Source organism: Corynebacterium sp. MSK012 (assembly GCF_030232435.1).
GTDB classification, from domain to species: Bacteria; Actinomycetota; Actinomycetes; order Mycobacteriales; family Mycobacteriaceae; genus Corynebacterium; species Corynebacterium jeikeium_D.
In genome coordinates, this window is the sequence record NZ_JASPJU010000007.1 from 80,033 (window position 1) to 97,554 (window position 17,522).

At 59.6% G+C, this 17,522-nt stretch carries 17 protein-coding genes; 15 read left to right on the plus strand and 2 right to left on the minus strand.

Translation table 11 applies throughout. From position 1 onward, the window contains the following. The first annotated feature begins 54 nt into the window (after positions 1 to 54). The 5 genes from QP977_RS06015 to QP977_RS06035 are packed head-to-tail and all read left to right on the plus strand — an operon-like array spanning position 55 to position 4,079. A complete protein-coding gene (locus tag QP977_RS06015; protein WP_224784241.1) occupies positions 55 to 732 on the plus strand; it encodes a vWA domain-containing protein in 678 nt (225 codons plus the stop codon). Then, on the plus strand, positions 713 to 1,333 hold the full coding sequence (gene cobO, locus QP977_RS06020; protein WP_042389270.1) for a cob(I)yrinic acid a,c-diamide adenosyltransferase: 621 nt from the start codon (positions 713 to 715) through the stop codon (positions 1,331 to 1,333). The genes QP977_RS06015 and cobO overlap by 20 nt, the downstream gene beginning before the upstream one ends. Next, positions 1,327 to 2,703, plus strand: coding sequence for a cobyrinic acid a,c-diamide synthase CobB (locus QP977_RS06025; RefSeq protein WP_284847207.1), 1,377 nt, complete (start codon positions 1,327 to 1,329; stop codon positions 2,701 to 2,703). Before cobO ends, QP977_RS06025 begins: the two co-directional genes overlap by 7 nt. A 10-nt stretch (positions 2,704 to 2,713) precedes the next feature. Then, on the plus strand, positions 2,714 to 3,805 hold the full coding sequence (cobA, locus tag QP977_RS06030) for a uroporphyrinogen-III C-methyltransferase (RefSeq protein ID WP_049170808.1): 1,092 nt from the start codon (positions 2,714 to 2,716) through the stop codon (positions 3,803 to 3,805). Next, positions 3,798 to 4,079 (plus strand): hypothetical protein, encoded by a 282-nt coding sequence (locus QP977_RS06035; protein ID WP_239271971.1) that lies wholly within the window; start codon positions 3,798 to 3,800, stop codon positions 4,077 to 4,079. Before cobA ends, QP977_RS06035 begins: the two co-directional genes overlap by 8 nt. Here QP977_RS06035 and QP977_RS06040 read toward each other — a convergent pair. After that, positions 4,076 to 4,813 (minus strand): YaaA family protein, encoded by a 738-nt coding sequence (locus tag QP977_RS06040; RefSeq protein WP_149420984.1) that lies wholly within the window; start codon positions 4,811 to 4,813, stop codon positions 4,076 to 4,078. The genes QP977_RS06035 and QP977_RS06040 overlap by 4 nt on opposite strands. Before the next feature lie 60 nt (positions 4,814 to 4,873). On the opposite strand from QP977_RS06040, the gene QP977_RS06045 reads away from it, so the two are divergent. Further along, the gene (locus tag QP977_RS06045; protein WP_016422581.1) at positions 4,874 to 6,646 is read left to right on the plus strand and encodes a proline--tRNA ligase; all 1,773 of its coding nucleotides are present in this window, start codon (positions 4,874 to 4,876) and stop codon (positions 6,644 to 6,646) included. Here the strand turns inward: QP977_RS06045 and QP977_RS06050 are convergent. After that, positions 6,643 to 7,608 carry a DUF4439 domain-containing protein gene (locus QP977_RS06050; RefSeq protein WP_049189652.1) on the minus strand — a complete coding sequence of 322 codons (966 nt, stop codon included), beginning with the start codon at positions 7,606 to 7,608 and terminating at the stop codon, positions 6,643 to 6,645. The genes QP977_RS06045 and QP977_RS06050 overlap by 4 nt on opposite strands. A 101-nt stretch (positions 7,609 to 7,709) precedes the next feature. On the opposite strand from QP977_RS06050, the gene rimP reads away from it, so the two are divergent. The 9 genes from rimP to QP977_RS06095 all read left to right on the plus strand — a co-directional run bounded on the left by rimP (position 7,710) and on the right by QP977_RS06095 (position 17,506). Continuing rightward, positions 7,710 to 8,282: a ribosome maturation factor RimP gene (gene rimP / locus QP977_RS06055; protein WP_016422583.1), complete on the plus strand. Its 573-nt coding sequence runs from the start codon at positions 7,710 to 7,712 to the stop codon at positions 8,280 to 8,282. Continuing rightward, positions 8,279 to 9,265 (plus strand): transcription termination factor NusA, encoded by a 987-nt coding sequence (gene nusA, locus QP977_RS06060; RefSeq protein ID WP_016422584.1) that lies wholly within the window; start codon positions 8,279 to 8,281, stop codon positions 9,263 to 9,265. Before rimP ends, nusA begins: the two co-directional genes overlap by 4 nt. Before the next feature lie 171 nt (positions 9,266 to 9,436). Next, on the plus strand, positions 9,437 to 9,829 hold the full coding sequence (locus QP977_RS06065) for a YlxR family protein (protein ID WP_016422585.1): 393 nt from the start codon (positions 9,437 to 9,439) through the stop codon (positions 9,827 to 9,829). A gap of 129 nt (positions 9,830 to 9,958) precedes the next feature. Further along, positions 9,959 to 12,787: a translation initiation factor IF-2 gene (gene infB / locus QP977_RS06070; RefSeq protein WP_187406510.1), complete on the plus strand. Its 2,829-nt coding sequence runs from the start codon at positions 9,959 to 9,961 to the stop codon at positions 12,785 to 12,787. Positions 12,788 to 12,807: 20 nt separating this feature from the next. Continuing rightward, positions 12,808 to 13,536 (plus strand): hypothetical protein, encoded by a 729-nt coding sequence (locus tag QP977_RS06075; protein ID WP_048733528.1) that lies wholly within the window; start codon positions 12,808 to 12,810, stop codon positions 13,534 to 13,536. A 361-nt stretch (positions 13,537 to 13,897) separates the two neighbouring features. Then, a complete protein-coding gene (rbfA, locus tag QP977_RS06080) occupies positions 13,898 to 14,329 on the plus strand; it encodes a 30S ribosome-binding factor RbfA (protein ID WP_016422588.1) in 432 nt (143 codons plus the stop codon). A gap of 42 nt (positions 14,330 to 14,371) precedes the next feature. Then, positions 14,372 to 15,433 (plus strand): DHH family phosphoesterase, encoded by a 1,062-nt coding sequence (locus QP977_RS06085; RefSeq protein ID WP_049170820.1) that lies wholly within the window; start codon positions 14,372 to 14,374, stop codon positions 15,431 to 15,433. Positions 15,434 to 15,437: 4 nt separating this feature from the next. After that, positions 15,438 to 16,814: an MATE family efflux transporter gene (locus QP977_RS06090; protein WP_080969546.1), complete on the plus strand. Its 1,377-nt coding sequence runs from the start codon at positions 15,438 to 15,440 to the stop codon at positions 16,812 to 16,814. Beyond that, positions 16,793 to 17,506: a 4'-phosphopantetheinyl transferase family protein gene (locus tag QP977_RS06095; protein WP_049170823.1), complete on the plus strand. Its 714-nt coding sequence runs from the start codon at positions 16,793 to 16,795 to the stop codon at positions 17,504 to 17,506. The genes QP977_RS06090 and QP977_RS06095 overlap by 22 nt, the downstream gene beginning before the upstream one ends. Positions 17,507 to 17,522 lie beyond the last annotated feature (16 nt).

Sequence of the window (17,522 nt, forward strand, 5' to 3'; positions counted from 1 at the left end):
ATTGGCCCGCGGGGCAGCACCATTGGTGCCGAGCGGGGAGGCCATGGTCTCCACGTGCCGGCGACAGTGCTGGCGGCGGCCAATCGTGGCGCCCGCATGGGCGACTCCATGATTCCCCTGGAACCGGAGGACGTTCACGGCGCTATTCGACAGGGAACTGAGTCCAATCTGGTCGTCTTTGTCGTGGACACCTCGGGTTCCATGGCAGCACGCGACCGTCTGGCAGCCGTCACCGGCGCGGTCACATCGCTGCTGCGTGATGCCTACCAAAGCCGCGATAAAGTCGCTGTCGTTACTTTCCGCGGAAATAACGCCGAATTAGTTTTACCGCCGACGAAGTCTATCGACACCGCAGTACGTCGCCTCGCAGATGTCCGCACTGGTGGCCGAACTCCATTGGCCGAAGGATTGCTGAAGGCACACGAAGTGGTAGTTCGGGAAGCCCATAGGGAGCCCACACGGCGCGCAATCATGGTCTTGCTCTCCGACGGCCGAGCAACGGGTAAAAATGGCCTGCAGCAGGCGAGGGCTGTGGCCGCAAAGATCCGTCGTCAAGCGTTGGCGGCGACGGTGGTTATCGACTGTGAGCGCTCTCGCGTGCGGCTGGGGCTGGCACAGGAACTCAGCGTGGAATTGGGTGCGACCTGCATAAATCTCTCCGAACTCAATGCCGAAGCCGTGGCGGGCGTGGTCCATGCCTATCATCGAGACCATGGCACAAGGAAAGCTTGACCCCAAATCAATTCCCAACGATGGACTGACCACCAGGCAGCGTCGCATGATTCCGATTACTGCGGTGCATACGGGCCCAGGTAAGGGCAAGTCCACCGCGGCATTCGGTATGGCGATGCGCGCGTGGAATCAGGGGATGAATATCGGTGTCTTCCAGTTTGTAAAGTCGGCAAAGTGGAAGGTTGGCGAGGAAGCTGTCATGCGCCGGTTGGGCGAGCTTCACGACGACACGGGGGAAGGCGGCCCGGTCGAATGGCACAAGATGGGAGAAGGTTGGTCTTGGTCGCGTAAGCAGGGCACTGAGGAGGACCATGCGGCAGCTGCTGCCGAGGGATGGCAGGAGATTAAACGCCGCCTGGAAAATGAGGTGCACGACTTCTACGTGCTCGACGAGTTCACCTACCCAATCAAGTGGGGTTGGATTGATGTCGACGATGTGGTGGAGACATTGAGGAACCGTCCCGGCCGCCAGCATGTGGTGATGACTGGCCGCGATGCGGATCCGAAGCTCGTGGAGGTCGCGGATCTGGTGACGGAGATGACCAAGATTAAGCACCCGATGGATGTCGGACGTAAGGGACAAAAGGGCATCGAGTGGTAGCGCCTGGAATTGTCATCGCGGCGACAGCATCAGGCACGGGAAAGACGACAATCTCCACGGGCCTGATGCGTGCACTGTCGCGCCGTCACGCGGTGGCACCTTTCAAAGTCGGACCCGACTATATTGATCCTGGCTATCACGGGGTAGCCGCTGGTCGTCCCGGCCGCAATCTGGATTCCTTTATGTGCGCGCCTGAGATGATTGGGCCGCTCTACGCACATGGAGCTGCCGACAGCGATATTGCGGTGGTCGAAGGGGTTATGGGACTTTTCGACGGCCGCATTGGTGACGACCCGCTATCGGTGGAGGGGTCGACAGCTGAGATTGCCTCGCTGTTGGGACTTCCGGTGGTGTTGGTTATTGATGCCCGGCATATGTCGCAGTCGGCGGCGGCTGTTGTCCACGGTTTCTCCACGCTTCGCACTGACGTCCGTGTCAGTGGCGTGATTATTAATCAGGTGGGCAGCCCGCGGCATGCGGACATCATTACCCGTTCTGTGGAGGCCATGGGGGTCGAGGTGCTCGGCGCTATTCCCCGAGTGACTGATATTGAGGTGCCCAGCAGGCATTTGGGGCTGGTCACTGCAGTCGAGCAGGGTGAGCAGCTAGAAGCGGTCATCGAATCGATGGCCAACTTGGTGGAGACCTACATCGACATAGACCGGATTATCCAGCTTGCCCGGCAGCCCTATCCAGCTGAACCATGGAACCCCGCACAGTTCGTTGTACCGCTGGCTACTCAGCGCCGCGTGCGTGTAGCGGTCGCGGCGGGGCCTGCGTTTTCGTTTACCTATGCAGAGCACCGTGAGCTATTGCAGGCCGCTGGAGCCGAGGTCGTGGATTTCGACCCATTGGTTGACGAACTGCCGGAAGCCGAAGGCTACATCGTGCCCGGTGGATTCCCAGAAGAGCATGCCGACACGCTATCTATTCGTGATGACATTCGCCGCGATCTACGTCAGGCTGCCGACGATGGTGCGCTGATCCACGGCGAATGCGCGGGGCTGCTCTGGCTGCTTGAAGATCTCGGTGGGCGCCGTATGTGTGGCATCATCCCGGGGCGAGCGCACATGGCACGGTTGAAGCTGGGGTACCGGGAGGCTGTGGCGCTGACTGATTCTGCGCTGTGCCCGGTAGGAACGCGCGTGCGCGGTCACGAGTTTCACAAGACAGCCCTAACCGATGACACCGCAAGTGTCGCTGCTGCGGCCGGGTGGCAACCAGCCTGGGGTTGGCGTGGATATCAAGGCGAAACAGTTCGCGACGGCTTCGTTTCCGAGTCTGGGCGGATTCATGCCGGTTACCTGCATGTTCATCCGGCGGGTGCGCCGGGGAACGTCAGTCGCTTTGTCGCTTCGTGCGCCGGGTAAAGTATTAGCTATGAGTTTGCTTCTCAAAGACTACGGTGTGTTGGTGATTGGCGGTTCCACGGCTGCAGAGCGCGTGATTCCTCGGCTGTTGGACTCTGGCGCTGATGTCACTGTGTGTGAAGGTGGGGAAGTAACAACTGCGATTGAGGCCTGGGCTGCAGACGGCCGTATTACTTTGACCCGCACCGGCTTTACCGAGGCGATGAGCTGGGGCAAGGCTCTCATGGTCTGCTGTGACGAGGCGTTGCTGCGTGAGGTGACTCTAGAGGGACACCGCCGAGGTATTCTCGTCGACGATGAAACCGGGGCTTCCAGCCCGCTTACTCCTGTGGCGCTGACCGGCCGTCGCGCGTCGCGCGCTGGGGACCTCGCTGGTCAGGTCGCACTCGTAGGCGGTGGCCCGGGCGACCCCGGTCTGATTACCGTTGAGGGGCGTCGCTTGCTCCGGCTTGCCGACGTTGTCGTTGCAGACCACCTCGGTCCACTGTCGCTGCTCGGTGACTTGGAGCCGGATGTCGAGATTATTGATGCCGGCAAGCTTCCTTACGGCCGCGCCATGGCTCAGGAGCGCATCAATGAACTGCTAGTTCATCGTGCCCGTGAGGGCTACTTTGTGGTCCGGCTCAAGGGCGGCGATCCGTACATCTTCGGCCGCGGTTTTGAAGAGCTTCAGGAGCTACAGAAGGCTGGGGTGCCGGTTCGCGTTGTGCCGGGTATTACTTCAGCACTGGCGGTACCGGGGACGATTGGCATCCCAGTTACTATGCGTGGCGTCAACCATGAATTCACTGTTGTGTCCGGTCACGTCCCACCGGGGCACAGGAAATCGCTGGTCAATTGGGATGCGCTGGGCCGGATGCACGGCACTATTGCCATCATTATGGGAGTTAAGAACGGGCCAAAGATTGCCGAGGCTCTGATGAAGGCCGGCCGCAGCCCGAAGACTCCGGCTGCGGTCATCCAGGACGGCACGCTGCCGAATCAGAGGTCGCTACGCTGCACACTCGGCGAGCTTGGCGAGAAAATGGTCGAAGAGGCAATCAAGCCGCCCGCAGTTATCGTCATCGGTGAAGTCGCGGGCCTGGATGAGGGCGATGAGTAAGAACAACAAGTCGAGCAACAACAAGTCGAAGAAACCAGAGCCAGAGCAGCAAAAGGCAGGGCTTGTTACTCGACTGCTTGCCGACGATCAGCTGCGTAGCGCTATCTGGATGGGCGCTGCGACCTTCCTGGTGTTTTACCTCGGAGCCATGATTATTTTCCGCCTCCTTCTCCTCGGCGGAGAAGGCTCGCGATACGACAGCATTTTCATCGCTGTCATTGCGCTCATTGCCGCCATTGTGGCAGGCCGGAAGCGCTACAACGACGACATTTAGTTTTCCGGGACGCGGAAGATGAGGGTGTCGTCGTCAAGCGAGACATCGTATCCTGCGGCGCGCGCGATATCGACGGCCTCTGTGGGGGAGGTCGGTGCCGTGTCGGAAAGGGCAATGGCGCGGGCAAATAGGCCCTTGTAGTGCTTGTTGAAGTGGCTGACGATTTTGCCCTCGGCGGTGAGCACGGTCATCGTTGTCGCGCTCTTGACTTTGCCCAAATTGGCGTAGGTGCCGGAACGAAGGTCGATGAGGAAGTCGACATCATTGAGAGCCTCGGTGATGGCGGTGCCCCAACGGCGCTTCATCGTGGGAGCCGCGTCGGCAGGCTGATCCGCGAAGGGGAGCTTGACCGTACCAGAGAGACGGTAGTGGGGGATGAGGTCGTCCCCGCCAATGACACCGAAGAGCGCTGACCCGATGGCGAGTCGAGCACGGCCGGTTTCCGGCAAATCGCTGGGGGAGAGTGCGTCGTAGAGCACTCCGGTATAACGCTCGAGAGCCGGCATGGTCGGCGACTCTAGGAGCGCGGCATTAGCTGTGACTTCGTCAGCAAGCCGTGGTCCCAGCTTCAGTGTTTCCATCGCAGCTTCCCTGTTCGCACTTAACTCCACGAGATCGGCTGCAATGCGCTCGCGGATGGGGTTGAGGGAGCCGAAGCTCAGCGAGGAAAAGTCTACTGCGGGATGGCTGCCACCAGTGGCTTTGGTTTCAGAGGGGGGTAGGACTACGAGCATGGGCACCATAGTAATGCCCCGCATGTTGCGAAGAATGATCGACGGGTAAAATCAGCATTCATGATTACGCGAATGTCCCAGCTGTTCCTGCGCACACTGCGCGAGGATCCAGCTGACGCCGAGGTCCCTAGCCACAAGCTGCTCGTCCGTGCCGGCTACATCCGGCGAACTGCCCCTGGTGTGTACTCCTGGCTGCCACTGGGCTTGAAGGTTCTGCGCAACGTAGAGAAGGTTGTGCGCGAGGAGATGGAAGGCATTGGCGCACAGGAGCTGGCATTCCCTGCACTGCTCCCGCGTGAACCGTACGAGGCGACGAATCGGTGGACCGAATACGGCCCCGAGCTGTTCCGTCTGAAGGATCGCAAGGGCGCGGACTACCTGCTGGGGCCGACGCACGAAGAGATGTTCGCGCTGGCTGTCAAGGATCTTTTCAGCTCCTACAAGGATTTCCCGACGACGCTGTTTCAGATTCAGACCAAGTACCGCGACGAGGCTCGCCCGCGCGCTGGTATTCTGCGTGGCCGCGAGTTCGTGATGAAGGACTCTTATTCCTTCGACATGGACGACGAGGGGCTGGAGAATTCTTATCAGCAGCACCGCGGTGCCTACCAGCGAATTTTTGACCGGCTGGGCATTAAGTACGAAATCTGCCACGCCACCTCCGGCGCTATGGGCGGTTCGGCCTCCGAGGAGTTCCTGGCTGTTAGCGAAAGTGGCGAAGACTCCTTCGTAGTCTCCACCGACGGTGAGTACGCCGCCAATGTGGAAGCCGTGAAGATTCCGGCAGTTGAACCGCAGCCGATTGAGGGACAACCGGAGGCGAAGGTTTACGAGTCTCCGAACTGCACCACAATCGCAGCACTTGTTGATTGGGCCAATGGTGCGGACCTCGGACGCGAGGTCACTGCTGCCGATACTTTGAAGTGCGTTCTCGTCGCCGTCGACCCGAAGAAGGTCGATAAGGAGGGCAACGCCCTGCCGGAACAGCTCACCGCAATCCTGGTTCCCGGTGACCGTGAGGTCGATGAAAAGCGTCTTGAAGTCGCATTTGAACCGGGTGAGGCGCGCTTGCTGGAGGACAAGGACTTCGCAGCCAATGACTTCCTGATCAAGGGCTACGTCGGCCCGCAGGGGCTCGCCGATCGCGGTGTGAAGGTCCTAGCTGACCCCCGCGTGGCGGAGGGCACAAATTGGATTACAGGAGCCAACGAGGAAGGCAAGCACATCGTCGATGTGGTCGCTGGTCGCGACTTCCAGATTGATGGTATTTGCGATGTCGCAGAGGTGCGTGACGGCGACCCGGCTCCGGAGGGGCATGGCACGCTAAAGATCGAGCGCGGAATCGAGATCGGTCACATTTTCCAGTTGGGCCGCAAGTACACCAACGCCTTTGAAATCGACATCCTCGATGTCAACGGTAAGCGTGCTCGTCCGACGATGGGGTCCTACGGCATTGGCGTGTCCCGCCTGGTCGCTGTCCTCGCGGAACAGCAGTTGGATGAAAAGGGCCTCAAGTGGCCAGTTGCCGCGGCACCGTACAAGGTTCACATCGCTGTGGCCGGCAAGAACGCCGAAGCAGCTGAGGCCGCTGAACAGCTGGCGGAAGACCTCAGCCAGCAGGGCATTGAGGTGCTTTTCGACGACCGTCCGAAGGTCAGCCCCGGTGTGAAGTTCAAGGACGCCGAGCTGCTGGGTATGCCGTTTGTGGTCATCTTTGGCCGTGGCTACGCGGACGGCAAGGTGGAGCTGCGTAACCGCCTGACCAACGAGACCGACGAGGTCGCCGCTGACGGCATTGCAGCTCACGTCGCGGAGCTGGTTCGCAAGGCTTAGAGCCCGGGCAACGGCTCCAAGTTGTTGCCACCTAGCGCTGCCGCTCCGGCGGCAGCCACGCCAGCTGCCTGCAGCGCGAACATACGCATCCGAGGGTTATTAGCAGCGAGCAATACGTCTTCCCACGCCTGGGCACAATAGCGCTCCAATGCAATCATGTAATCGACGGGTGCCGTATCTGGCGAAGGAGCGCCTTCCGGCATATAGCCAGGTGCGCTCTCCGGCACCTCAACGTCGGAATCCTCCAAAATTAGTCGGGCACGATCGCGCAAAATTCGGTGGCGCTCGCCACGGGCCAAAAGTGCAGTAGTGGTATCGCCTCCGACACGTGGTGCGGCTACGCCGACACCGTAAATCATCATGTATTCGGCTTGCAGTGCCTTAGTCATCTGTTCTTCGGCACCCGAGATTTCATCCCTGTCACTGGGAATCAATGGGACAAGCTCCTCCCACTCAGCGCCCGCAACACGCAGAGCGAGGACGATACCGCCATCGACAGCCGTGGCGAGGCGCGCAGTGTGCTCCTCCCGCAATGCAGTGCGTGAATCCAGGGCATTCGTCAGTACGGGATTGTTTCGCGAGTCCGTGAGCAGTAGCTTCGCGTCGGAACCGGTAACCAGGGATCCTGGGACTGCTACGTCCGAGCCACATTCATCGACAGGTTTACCGTCCTTGTGGGTGCCGCAGGCGCGTGTGATTTCCTTATCCAGTTCGGTAACCTGCGCGGAGCGCACCGCTGCGAGGTCAGGATTGGCGTCGCTAAGCGACTGTGCATCGCGCGCCGCCAGCGCATGGAGAACCTCAATGGCGTAATCGGGGCGCGGTGCCACCAGATGCGAGCACGCGGAAAGCGCAGGAAGTGATCCCACGGCGAGGGCAGCAGCGAGGAAGCCACGGCGCGAGAGAGTACGAGTGCGATGCGATGCGGAAGCAAAACTGGGGGAGGGAGGTTCAACAATCACCTCACTATGGTGCCACGGCGGGCGGCACTTTGTGTCAATGCGGTATGTGGAAAGCGCCCAGGTGCGCAATTCCTAGTACTTGACCTGTAGACTCTACGACTATGGCGATACCCGCACCCGAGAAAATTGAACAGTTTGTGAGCCCGGCGCTCGCACAAATCGGCCTGGATGTGGAAGATGTCAAGGTCGTTCGCGCCGGCGCAAAGTCACAGGTCATTGTGTTAGTTGACGCAGATGAGCGTCCTGACCTCGATGTTCTGGAACAGGCCACGTATGAAGTATCTTCGGCTCTGGATGCCGCGGAGGCACGTGGTGAAGCGGACTTCGGCGCTCAGGGCTACACCTTGGAAGTTTCCACTCCTGGTATTGACGCACCGCTGACCCAGCCTCGGCACTGGCGTCGTAACCGTGGTCGTATTGCGGAGATTTCGCTTGCCGACGGTTCCGCGATTGCAGCCCGCATTGGTGCGCTGTCGCCGGATGAAGAATCCATCATTCTCGTTACCTCTAAGGGGCCAAAGGGACGTTTGAAGGCTGTTGGCCAGCGTGTCCAATTAACCAATGTGGCCCGTGCAGTGGTACAAGTTGAATTCTCTAATCCGCCCGCAGCCGAGAAGGATTTTGCGGGACTAGACTATGACGATGCCTTGACCAGGCTGGAGGATAACAAGTGAAGATTGAACTAGCTGCCCTGCGAACCTTGGAAAAGGAAAAGGGTATTCCTGTCGACGAAATGCTGGGACTGGTCGCCCGAGCATTGCGTGAAAGCTACCGTAACACCACCGCACCGGCACAGTATGCGCGCGTCGAAATCGACCGTGAGACCGGTGACGTCATAGTCTTTGCCCAGGAGCGAGACGACGAGGGCAATCTCATCTCCGAATGGGACGACACTCCGGAGGACTTCGAGCGTACCGCTGCATTCGCTGTTCGTCAGACCATCCTTTCGCGTCTGCGGGATGCGGAGAGCGATAAGGTTCTCGACGAATACGCAGACCTGTCTAATCAGGTCATTTCCGGCGTGGTCCAGCGCGATGTCTATGCCAATGAAAAGGGCATTGTCGTCGTCCACATCGGTTCGGAGGCCAACGGCCGAGACGGTATTCTGATGCCGGCTGAGCAGCTGCCAGGTGAGGAACTCAAGCACGGTGACCGCATCAAGTGCTACGTCGTCGGTGTGAACAAGACACCGCGCGGTGTTGCGATTCACCTGTCACGCACGCATCCGGAGCTCATTCGTAAGCTCTTCGAACTTGAAGTTCCGGAAGTTGCCGATGGGGCAGTGGAATTGATTTCCATTGCGCGCGAGGCCGGTCACCGCACCAAGGTTGCTGTACGCCCCACGGTCAAGGGCCTCAACGCTAAGGGCGCCTGCATTGGGCCCCGCGGTCAGCGTGTGAACTCGATTATGAATGAGCTCAAGGGCGAGAAGATTGACATCATCGACTACGACGAGGATCCGGCGAAGTTCGTTGGTAACTCGCTGGCGCCCGCCAAGGTAGTTAGTGTCAAGATTCTGGACATGGACGAGCGCCGTGCACACGTTGTGGTGCCCGACTACCAGCTCTCTCTTGCTATCGGCAAGGAGGGACAGAATGCCCGTCTGGCGGCTCGTCTGACCGGCTGGCGAATCGATATCCACTCCGACGCGGAGTAGACACAACGTCAGCGTCCCAGCGGTTGCGAAAGTGGCGGGAAAGTGCCTAGGGGGTTGGCACTTTTCCGCCTTTTCGGGTTATGCTGGGAGGTGGCCAAACGACAAGGCGTGATTTTCCTATGCGAATTTTCGCGCTGAATTTCTTAGCAGGAAGGTGGGTGCGTCAGGAGTATGACGACTTCGCGGGTGCTAAACCCGAATTCGACAACTCATACGCCTGCACCCACACGTACCTGTATTGCAACTAAGCAGCGCCACAATTGCTCGGAGCTGCTACGCATTGTCGCCACCACCCGTTCAGATGGCTCAGTAGCCGTCGTTGCTGATCCGCATCGTCGGATGCAGGGGCGAGGTGCCTGGATCACCCCAACACTAAAGGCTTGGGAGATCGCCGACAAGCGCCGTGCATTTGGCCGCGCACTGAAGGTATCTACGCAGGTAGATGCGTTTCCGGTTAAACAGTTTATCGCCACGCACTACGAAGCGGCGGAGGGTTTCGCCCCCGCTGACGATGTGCGTGTCGCTAAGCAGGGAGGCAGGAAAAATGACAACAGAAAGACCTGAACACTGATGAGCACACGATGAAGCATCAGCGATGAACGGCAATAGATAAGAGGGAGCCCTGCAGGCGCTCTCGGTGCGCGGACAAATCCGCCATCGGGCGCTGCTCGGCCCCCACTAGTGAGGAGAGCAGTGTCCGGAAAGCTACGTGTCCATGAGCTCGCTAAGCAGCTCGGGGTCACCAGCAAAGAACTACTCGCCGAGCTGAAGGCTCAGGGCGAGTTTGTTAAGACCGCTTCTTCGACGGTGGAACCACCCGTCGTCAGGAAGATGAAGAAGGTCTACGAAGAGAAGAATGCTGGCGCAGGTGCTGACGCGTCTGCCCAGGCCCCAACTACCAAGGCTGCTGCTAAGTCGGGTGCCAAGCCAGCTGCAAAACCAGGCGCTAAGCCTGCTGCACCAGCGGCGGCAAAGCCGGGTGCCAAGCCAGCTGCAAAACCAGGTGCCAAGCCTGCTGCACCAGCGGCGGCAAAGCCGGGTGCCAAGCCAGCAGCTAAGCCAGGCGCTAAGCCTGCTGCACCAGCGGCGGCAAAGCCGGGTGCCAAGCCAGCTGCACCGTCCCGTTCGCCGAAGCCGGGACAAGAAATGCCACGCCCGCCGAAGCCTGCTGGCCCGAAGCCAGGGCCGAAGCCAGGCGCACGCGCACCGCGTGTGGCGAACAACCCATTCTCGACCGGCGGATCCTCCCGTCCGGCACCGCGGCCGTCCAACATGCCGCGTCCGCAGGGTGGAAACGGCCGTCCGGGCCCGAAACCGGGAGCACGCCAGGGTGGCCCTCGCCCGCAGGGTGGAAACGGCCGTCCGGGCCCGAAACCGGGAGCACGCCAGGGTGGCCCTCGCCCGCAGGGTGGACAGGGCCGCGGTAATAAGCCGAGCGGCAATCGTCCGACTCCGGCAATGATGCCTTCGCACCCGAACCCGGGGCAGATGCCTGCAAAGGCAAGCCGCGGTGGCGGTGGCGGTGGCTTCGGCGGCCGTGGTCGCGGCCCGGGTGGCCCGGGTGGCGGACCGCGCGGTGGTCGCGGCGGACGTCGCGGTGGAACTGCAGGTGCATTCGGGCGACCAGGAGGCGCCCCGCGTCGCGGACGTAAGTCGAAGCGTCAGAAGCGCAACGAGTACGAGGCAATGCAGGCACCATCCGTGGTAGGCGGCGTTAAGCTGCCCAACGGTAAGGGCACGACCATTCGCCTCGCACGTGGTGCATCCCTGTCTGACTTCGCTGAGAAGATTAACGCCGATGCAGCATCGCTGGTCCAGGCGTTGTTCAACCTCGGCGAAATGGTGACGGCAACTGCATCGGTCTCCGACGAGACCCTGCAGCTGCTCGGCGACGAGATGGATTACAAGGTCCAGGTCGTCTCGCCTGAGGATGAGGACCGCGAGCTCCTCGAGTCCTTCGACCTCCAGTTCGGTGAGGACGAGGGCGACGATGAGGACCTGGAGCAGCGCCCGCCAGTGGTAACTGTGATGGGTCACGTCGACCACGGTAAGACGCGCCTGTTGGACACGATTCGTAAGGCCAACGTCGGTGGCCACGAGTCCGGTGGTATTACCCAGCACATCGGTGCCTACCAGGTGCCGGTGGAGCTCGACGGTGAGAAGCGCAAGGTTACCTTCTTGGATACCCCGGGTCACGAGGCGTTTACCGCCATGCGTGCTCGTGGTGCCAAGTCGACCGATATCGCGATTCTGGTTGTTGCAGCTGATGACGGCGTCATGCCGCAGACGGTTGAGGCTATTAACCACGCCAAGGCCGCTGATGTGCCGATTGTCGTTGCAGTCAACAAGATTGATAAAGAAACTGCAGATCCGCAGAAAATTCGTGGTCAGCTGACTGAATACGGTCTCACTGACGAAGAGTGGGGCGGCGACACTATGTTCGTCGATATCTCCGCTAAGCAAGGTCTCAACATCGATCAGCTTCTCGAAGCAGTGCTGTTGACTGCCGATGCTTCGCTGGATCTGCGCGCCAATCCGGATATGGACGCTCAGGGTGTCGCCATTGAGGCTCACCTTGACCGTGGCCGTGGTCCGGTGGCAACCGTTATCGTTCAGCGCGGTACGTTGCGCGTCGGTGATTCCATCGTTGTCGGTGACGCATATGGTCGTGTTCGCCGCATGGTCGATGAGTACGGCAACGACGTCGATGAGGCCGGTCCTTCCTGTCCGGTTCAGGTGCTCGGCCTGACCTCCGTACCGGGTGCTGGTGACAACCTCCTGGTTGTTGACGAGGATCGTACGGCCCGCCAGATTGCAGACCGCCGCGACGCACGTCGTCGTAATGCGCTGCAAGCACGTCGTCGCAAGCGCGTCTCCCTGGAGAACCTGGACGAGATCCTGAAGGAGACCAACACCCTCAACCTGATCCTGAAGGGCGACAACGCCGGTACCGTCGAGGCACTGGAAGAAGCCCTGCTCAAGATCGAGGTCGACGACGAGGTCGCACTGAACATCATCGACCGTGGTGTCGGTGCTGTTACTCAGACCAACGTCACGCTGGCTGCTGCGTCTGACGCCGTCATCATCGGCTTCAACGTTCGCTCCGAGGGTAAGGCCACAGAGGTTGCCAACGCTGAGGGCGTTGACATCCGCTACTACACGGTGATTTACCGTGCTATCGAGGATGTTGAGGCTGCTCTGAAGGGCATGCTCAAGCCGGTCTACGAGGAGAAGGAGATTGGTCGTGCAGAGATTCGCGCCATCTTCAAGTCCTCCGCAGTTGGCCTCATCGCCGGCTGTATGGTCGAGTCCGGCAAGGTCCGCCGCAACGCGAAGGCTCGCCTGGTTCGTGACGGCAACGTCATTACGGATTCGGCGACTATCGAGTCGCTGAAGCGAGAGAAGGACGATGCTACCGAGGTCGCAGCCGGTTACGAGTGCGGTATGGTGCTGTCTTACCCGGACATCCAGGTGGACGACGTTATCGAGGTCTACGAGATGGTCGAGGTTCCGCGCACGTAGCAACGTAAGCTAAACACTGCGTGAACTTTGATAAGGCGCTCCCTTCGGGGAGCGCCTTTTTGCGTATCGTGTTCGTTATGGGCTTCAAAACTAATCTCTTTGCACTCTCAGATGAACTGCCGCGAACGAATATTTTGAATTATCCTCCTGCGAGCGCAGAGGAGACTCTTGCGCAATTGGACAAGATTTGGCCAGGGAAATTCGCCTTTGATTCCGAAGAAACCATTGAGGATGGTCATAATTGGTACTTCCACGCGGTAGCGTTTGGGCCAACGCTGCTTTTCGGGACCGACGACGTATACGACCTTATTGAGGACCCAGCGTTGGCGAACGATCCTCGCGAAAGTTGGTCACTGTGCATCAATAGTGTTGTCGATTTCTGCCACTATAAGACTCCTACCAGGGAATTAGAAGCAAGCTGCGAAGACTATGATTTTGACATGCAGCGGTTTTTCAGCTCTGGACGACTGTTGGATTTTGAGGTACCGTTCGCTAACGGTGAACACGTCGAGGTACTACATCCGACGGATGTGGCTGAATGGGAACAAACCCATGGCAGTGTGGCGCCCAAGGATAAAAATGGTGAGGTAAGTTACCTTTTCCATCCGCTGGAGCTAGGTAATGCTGCGGTTAAATGGATTTTCGGCATCGAGGGAGAAACACCATTGCAGGATAGTGTGATGGATTCACTGCCTGACTGCTCCCATGTTAATGGGTTACCGATGTACAACTTCGTGGAGCGCCGTTAAGAGCGTACGGGTAGGCTGCGTTTCAGCTGCGCAATTCCGTAGTAGCGACTCCCCATGCCGTCGATGACATCGATGGTGGTGGCAGTGTTGTCGTGATGATTAATGGGTTAATAACAAAGGGCGAGCGTGCGGCGAAGCAATTGACTGCACTCGGTAAACGGGTGCGGGCGAAGTCGCGAAACATGCGGTTCGAAGTTGAGTAGTGTTTTGCGTGTTAGTATTAGCAGTCCTTTGTATTGAACCGTTTTGCCGGATCCCAAATGGGTCTTTGTCAGCGAAGGGGCACTTCAGGCCCCACGCTAAATGGGGTCTAGCTACGAATCGTTACGCACAGGTAGAGATAGATAGGGAGTAGCCAAAAATGGCAGATCCAGCACGCGCGCGCAGGCTGTCCAAGCGTATTCAGGAGATTGTCGCCAGCGCAATTGAGCGTGAGATTAAGGACCGGCGGCTGGAGTTTGTGACTATCACCGACTGCCGCGTCACCGGCGATTTGCACGACGCCACAGTTTTCTACACTGTGCGCGGACGTACGCTCGACGAGGAACCGGACTACGAGTCGGCAGCAGCAGCGCTGGAAAAGGCGAAGGGGCAGCTACGTTCCCTGGTCGGTCGTGGCACCGGTGTGCGCTACACACCGACGCTGGCTTTTGAGGTTGACACGGTGCCGGAGATTTCCGCGCACCTTGAGGAGCTGCTCGATAAGACTCGCGCGCGCGACGCGGAATTGGCTGAGCAGGCTAGAAACGCAAAGCCCGCAGGCGATGCCAACCCATACCGCGACGAGGAGTAAAACTCTCCACCGGCCACATCTATCGATGAAAGGGGCACCCACGTGACCACTTCTCCGCAGGCTCAGGAGCAGGCAGCTCACCAGCTTTCCCAGGCGATTAATCGCCGCATGTCCAAGCCGATTCAGCAGATGCAGGATATGCTTGCCGACGCCAAGAAGGTCGGCGTCATTGCCCATGTTCACCCCGATGCGGATGCGATTGGTGCTGCATCTGCGATGGTCATGGCACTTGTACAGCGTGGCATTTCGGCTGTAGCCAGCTACGGTGAGAGCGATTTGCCAGCCAAGTCGCTGTTGACCATCCCCGGATGGGAGCGATTTGTCGAGTACACGGACTTGGATGAAGACATTGACACGTGGGTGACTGTCGACTGCGCAAGCCCGGGGCGCCTCGGTGCGCTGGAAGATCGCGTGATGGCCTCCGACCGCGTTATCAATGTTGACCATCACGCGACCAACACTCGCTTTGGGTCCGTCAACATGGTTGACGAACGCGCAGAGTCCTCGACCATGGTGCTCCTGGACTTCTTTGGTGTCTGGGGTATCAAGCTGACCACGCCGATGGCTCATGCTCTCTATGCAGGGCTGTTGACGGACACCGCATCGTTCCAGTTCGGCCATTCCCGCATGCACACTGCAGCGGCGCGCCTGCTGGATAAGGGGCTCAATCCGCGCACGATTGGTGCACAGCTGCTGGAAGAACATCCGTTTGCCTACCTTCCATTCCTGGGCAAGGTGCTTTCCACCGCGACATTGGTGCCCGAGTGGGGCGACGGCGCTGGCCTAATCCACGTCGTCATTGAGCACGACCAGACCGCCGAAGTTGGCCACGATGAGATTGAATCGGTCGTGGACATTGTGCGTACGACTAATGCGGCCGACGTCTGTGCCGTGCTTAAGGAGTATGAGCCAAACCAGTGGGCCGTCTCGCTGCGTTCTCGCGAGCTTGTCGATGTCTCCCAGGTCGCCCTGGAAATTGGCGGCGGTGGCCACGAGCGTGCCGCCGGTCTGACTCGGGAGTGCAGCAAGGATGAGCTGCTGCAGGCCATCCTGGACACCAGCGATGTCGCAGCCCAGGCACGCCGAGGCACGAGCGAGGCCTAGGGGATTGTCGGACTCGCGAGAAACTCAGGAGCGCACTGAGATTGAGCAAACTGGCATAGAGCGAACCGGGCACAGTGCGAAGTCAGATGTCAGCCTTCGCGCAATCGTTTCGCTGGCGCTGCCAGCGTTGGGTGTTCTTGCCGCGCCCGCACTCTATGTGCTGCTGGATACGGCTGTCATTGGTCGGCTTGGAGCTGTCCAGCTTGCGGCGCTTGCCGCTGGTTCGACGGTATTTTCCGTGGTAACTACGCAGCTCACTTTCTTGGCTTACGGCACGACCGCCCGATCAGCGCGAGCCTTTGGCAGGGGCAACGTGGACGAGGCGGTTGAAGAGGGATTGCAAGCGACGTGGGTCGCCATCTTTGTGGGCCTTAGCCTCTTTGCCATCATCGTGGGGTTGGCACCAGTATTTACCGGTTGGTTAGCTCCTCATCCGGAGGTCGCTCATGATGCCGGGCAGTGGTTGCGAGTTGCTGCCTTCGCCATTCCGCTGACGTTGATTGCGCAGGCTGGAAATGGTTGGTTGCGCGGTATCCAAAACACCCGCGCGCCGCTGCTATTTGTGCTCTCAGGCCTTGTTCCGGCCGCCATTGTGATTGTGCCGCTGGTCCGCGCCTTCGGCCTCGAGGGCTCTGCGCTGGCCGTTCTCTTCGGCGAATTGATTACCGGCGGACTGTTCCTCCGCAGTCTTTTCAAAGAGTGCTCTAGCCGCAAGCTTTCCATGCGCCCGAATGGCGCCATTATCAAAAGCCAGCTGGTCCTCGGCCGCGATCTCATCGTTCGCTCCTTGTCCTTCCAGGTAGCGTTCCTCTCCGCCGCAGCGGTTGCTGGCCGCGTTGGGCCGACCACGCTCGGTGGGCACCAGGTCATGCTGCAACTGTGGAACCTGATTTCGTTGGTGCTCGACTCGCTAGCGATTGCTGCACAGACGCTCGTCGGTGCAGCGTTGGGCGGTAGCTCCACGGCCGTTGCCCGCTGGACTGGCAAGCGCGTGACGGTCTGGTCAAGCGTCATTGCCCTCGGCCTAGCGGCTGTTTTCGCAGTAGGTAATGCCAGCATCGTCCGCATTTTTACCGACGCAACAGGCGTGATTGACGCAGTCACCGCCGGACCATGGTGGATTCTTGTCGCAATGATTCCTATCGGCGGTGTCGTCTTCGCGCTCGATGGCGTGTTGCTCGGCGCCGGCGACGCAGCCTTCCTCCGTAACGCCACCGTTAGCGCGGTCCTGTGCGGATTCCTCCCACCGGTCTGGCTGGCGCAGGCATTTGGCTGGGGGCTGACCGGCGTGTGGTGCGGTCTCTTGGCCTTCATGATTCTGCGACTAATCTTTGTCGCTACCCGTTTCCGTGGAGAGAAATGGTACGGCATCAGCGCATGAGTGTGCTTGCCGACGTCCAGGAGTATCTGGCCAGGCATTTGCCCGCCGGTAGCCGGCTAGTTATTGACTCCAATGCCGAGCGTCCGTTTAGTGATGCGGAATTGCAGCAGCTCCGTAGCGCTGAGTTGAGGCTGTCTGATAGTGCAGCACCTGTTCGAATCCGTGATTTCACCCGAGGGCGCCTCGCTGCGCATGAGGCGGTGCAACGGCTAGGAGAGCCTGCCCCACATGGGATTGGCATGTCGACCACCGGAGCGCCGCTGTGGCCGCGAGGAGTCGTGGGGTCAATTAGCCATTGCGACGGGGCCGTGGCAGCCGTGTCCGCGAGCGCTGAACAGCTGCAGGGGATTGGCATCGATGTCGAGGTCGAGCAGACTCTAGAGTTAGGAATCATCGAGGCAGTCTTGCGCACTGACGAAGCACGCCTTGACCCGCTGGTGCAATTTAGCGCCAAGGAATCAATGTACAAACTCTGGGAGCCGATAGTCGGGCAGTGGCTAGACTTCGACGAAGTCTCCGTCCAACTGCGAAAGAAACGGATAGCAGCGCGAGGTTTTTCCCGAGGACTCACAGGCGGACCTTTACAGCTAACGTTTCACCGTGAGATTCCCGACGCCTTCTGCGGAGTAAAAGGCTTCTGGGCTCGCGGTGCAGGCATCGTTGCAACCGCGGTGTGGCTCGAGCAGTCTTAAAATCCTTGAGAGGTAG

Excerpts from the sequence above, each read along its gene's own strand:
- cobO (WP_042389270.1), top strand. The coding sequence starts at position 713 with ATGGCACAAGGAAAGCTTGACCCCAAATCAATTCCCAACGATGGACTG.
- cobA (WP_049170808.1), top strand. The coding sequence starts at position 2,714 with ATGAGTTTGCTTCTCAAAGACTACGGTGTGTTGGTGATTGGCGGTTCC.
- QP977_RS06035 (WP_239271971.1), top strand. The coding sequence starts at position 3,798 with ATGAGTAAGAACAACAAGTCGAGCAACAACAAGTCGAAGAAACCAGAG.
- QP977_RS06040 (WP_149420984.1), bottom strand. The coding sequence starts at position 4,813 with ATGCTCGTAGTCCTACCCCCCTCTGAAACCAAAGCCACTGGTGGCAGC.
- QP977_RS06045 (WP_016422581.1), top strand. The coding sequence starts at position 4,874 with ATGATTACGCGAATGTCCCAGCTGTTCCTGCGCACACTGCGCGAGGAT.
- rimP (WP_016422583.1), top strand. The coding sequence starts at position 7,710 with ATGGCGATACCCGCACCCGAGAAAATTGAACAGTTTGTGAGCCCGGCG.
- QP977_RS06065 (WP_016422585.1), top strand. The coding sequence starts at position 9,437 with ATGACGACTTCGCGGGTGCTAAACCCGAATTCGACAACTCATACGCCT.
- rbfA (WP_016422588.1), top strand. The coding sequence starts at position 13,898 with ATGGCAGATCCAGCACGCGCGCGCAGGCTGTCCAAGCGTATTCAGGAG.
- QP977_RS06095 (WP_049170823.1), top strand. The coding sequence starts at position 16,793 with ATGGTACGGCATCAGCGCATGAGTGTGCTTGCCGACGTCCAGGAGTAT.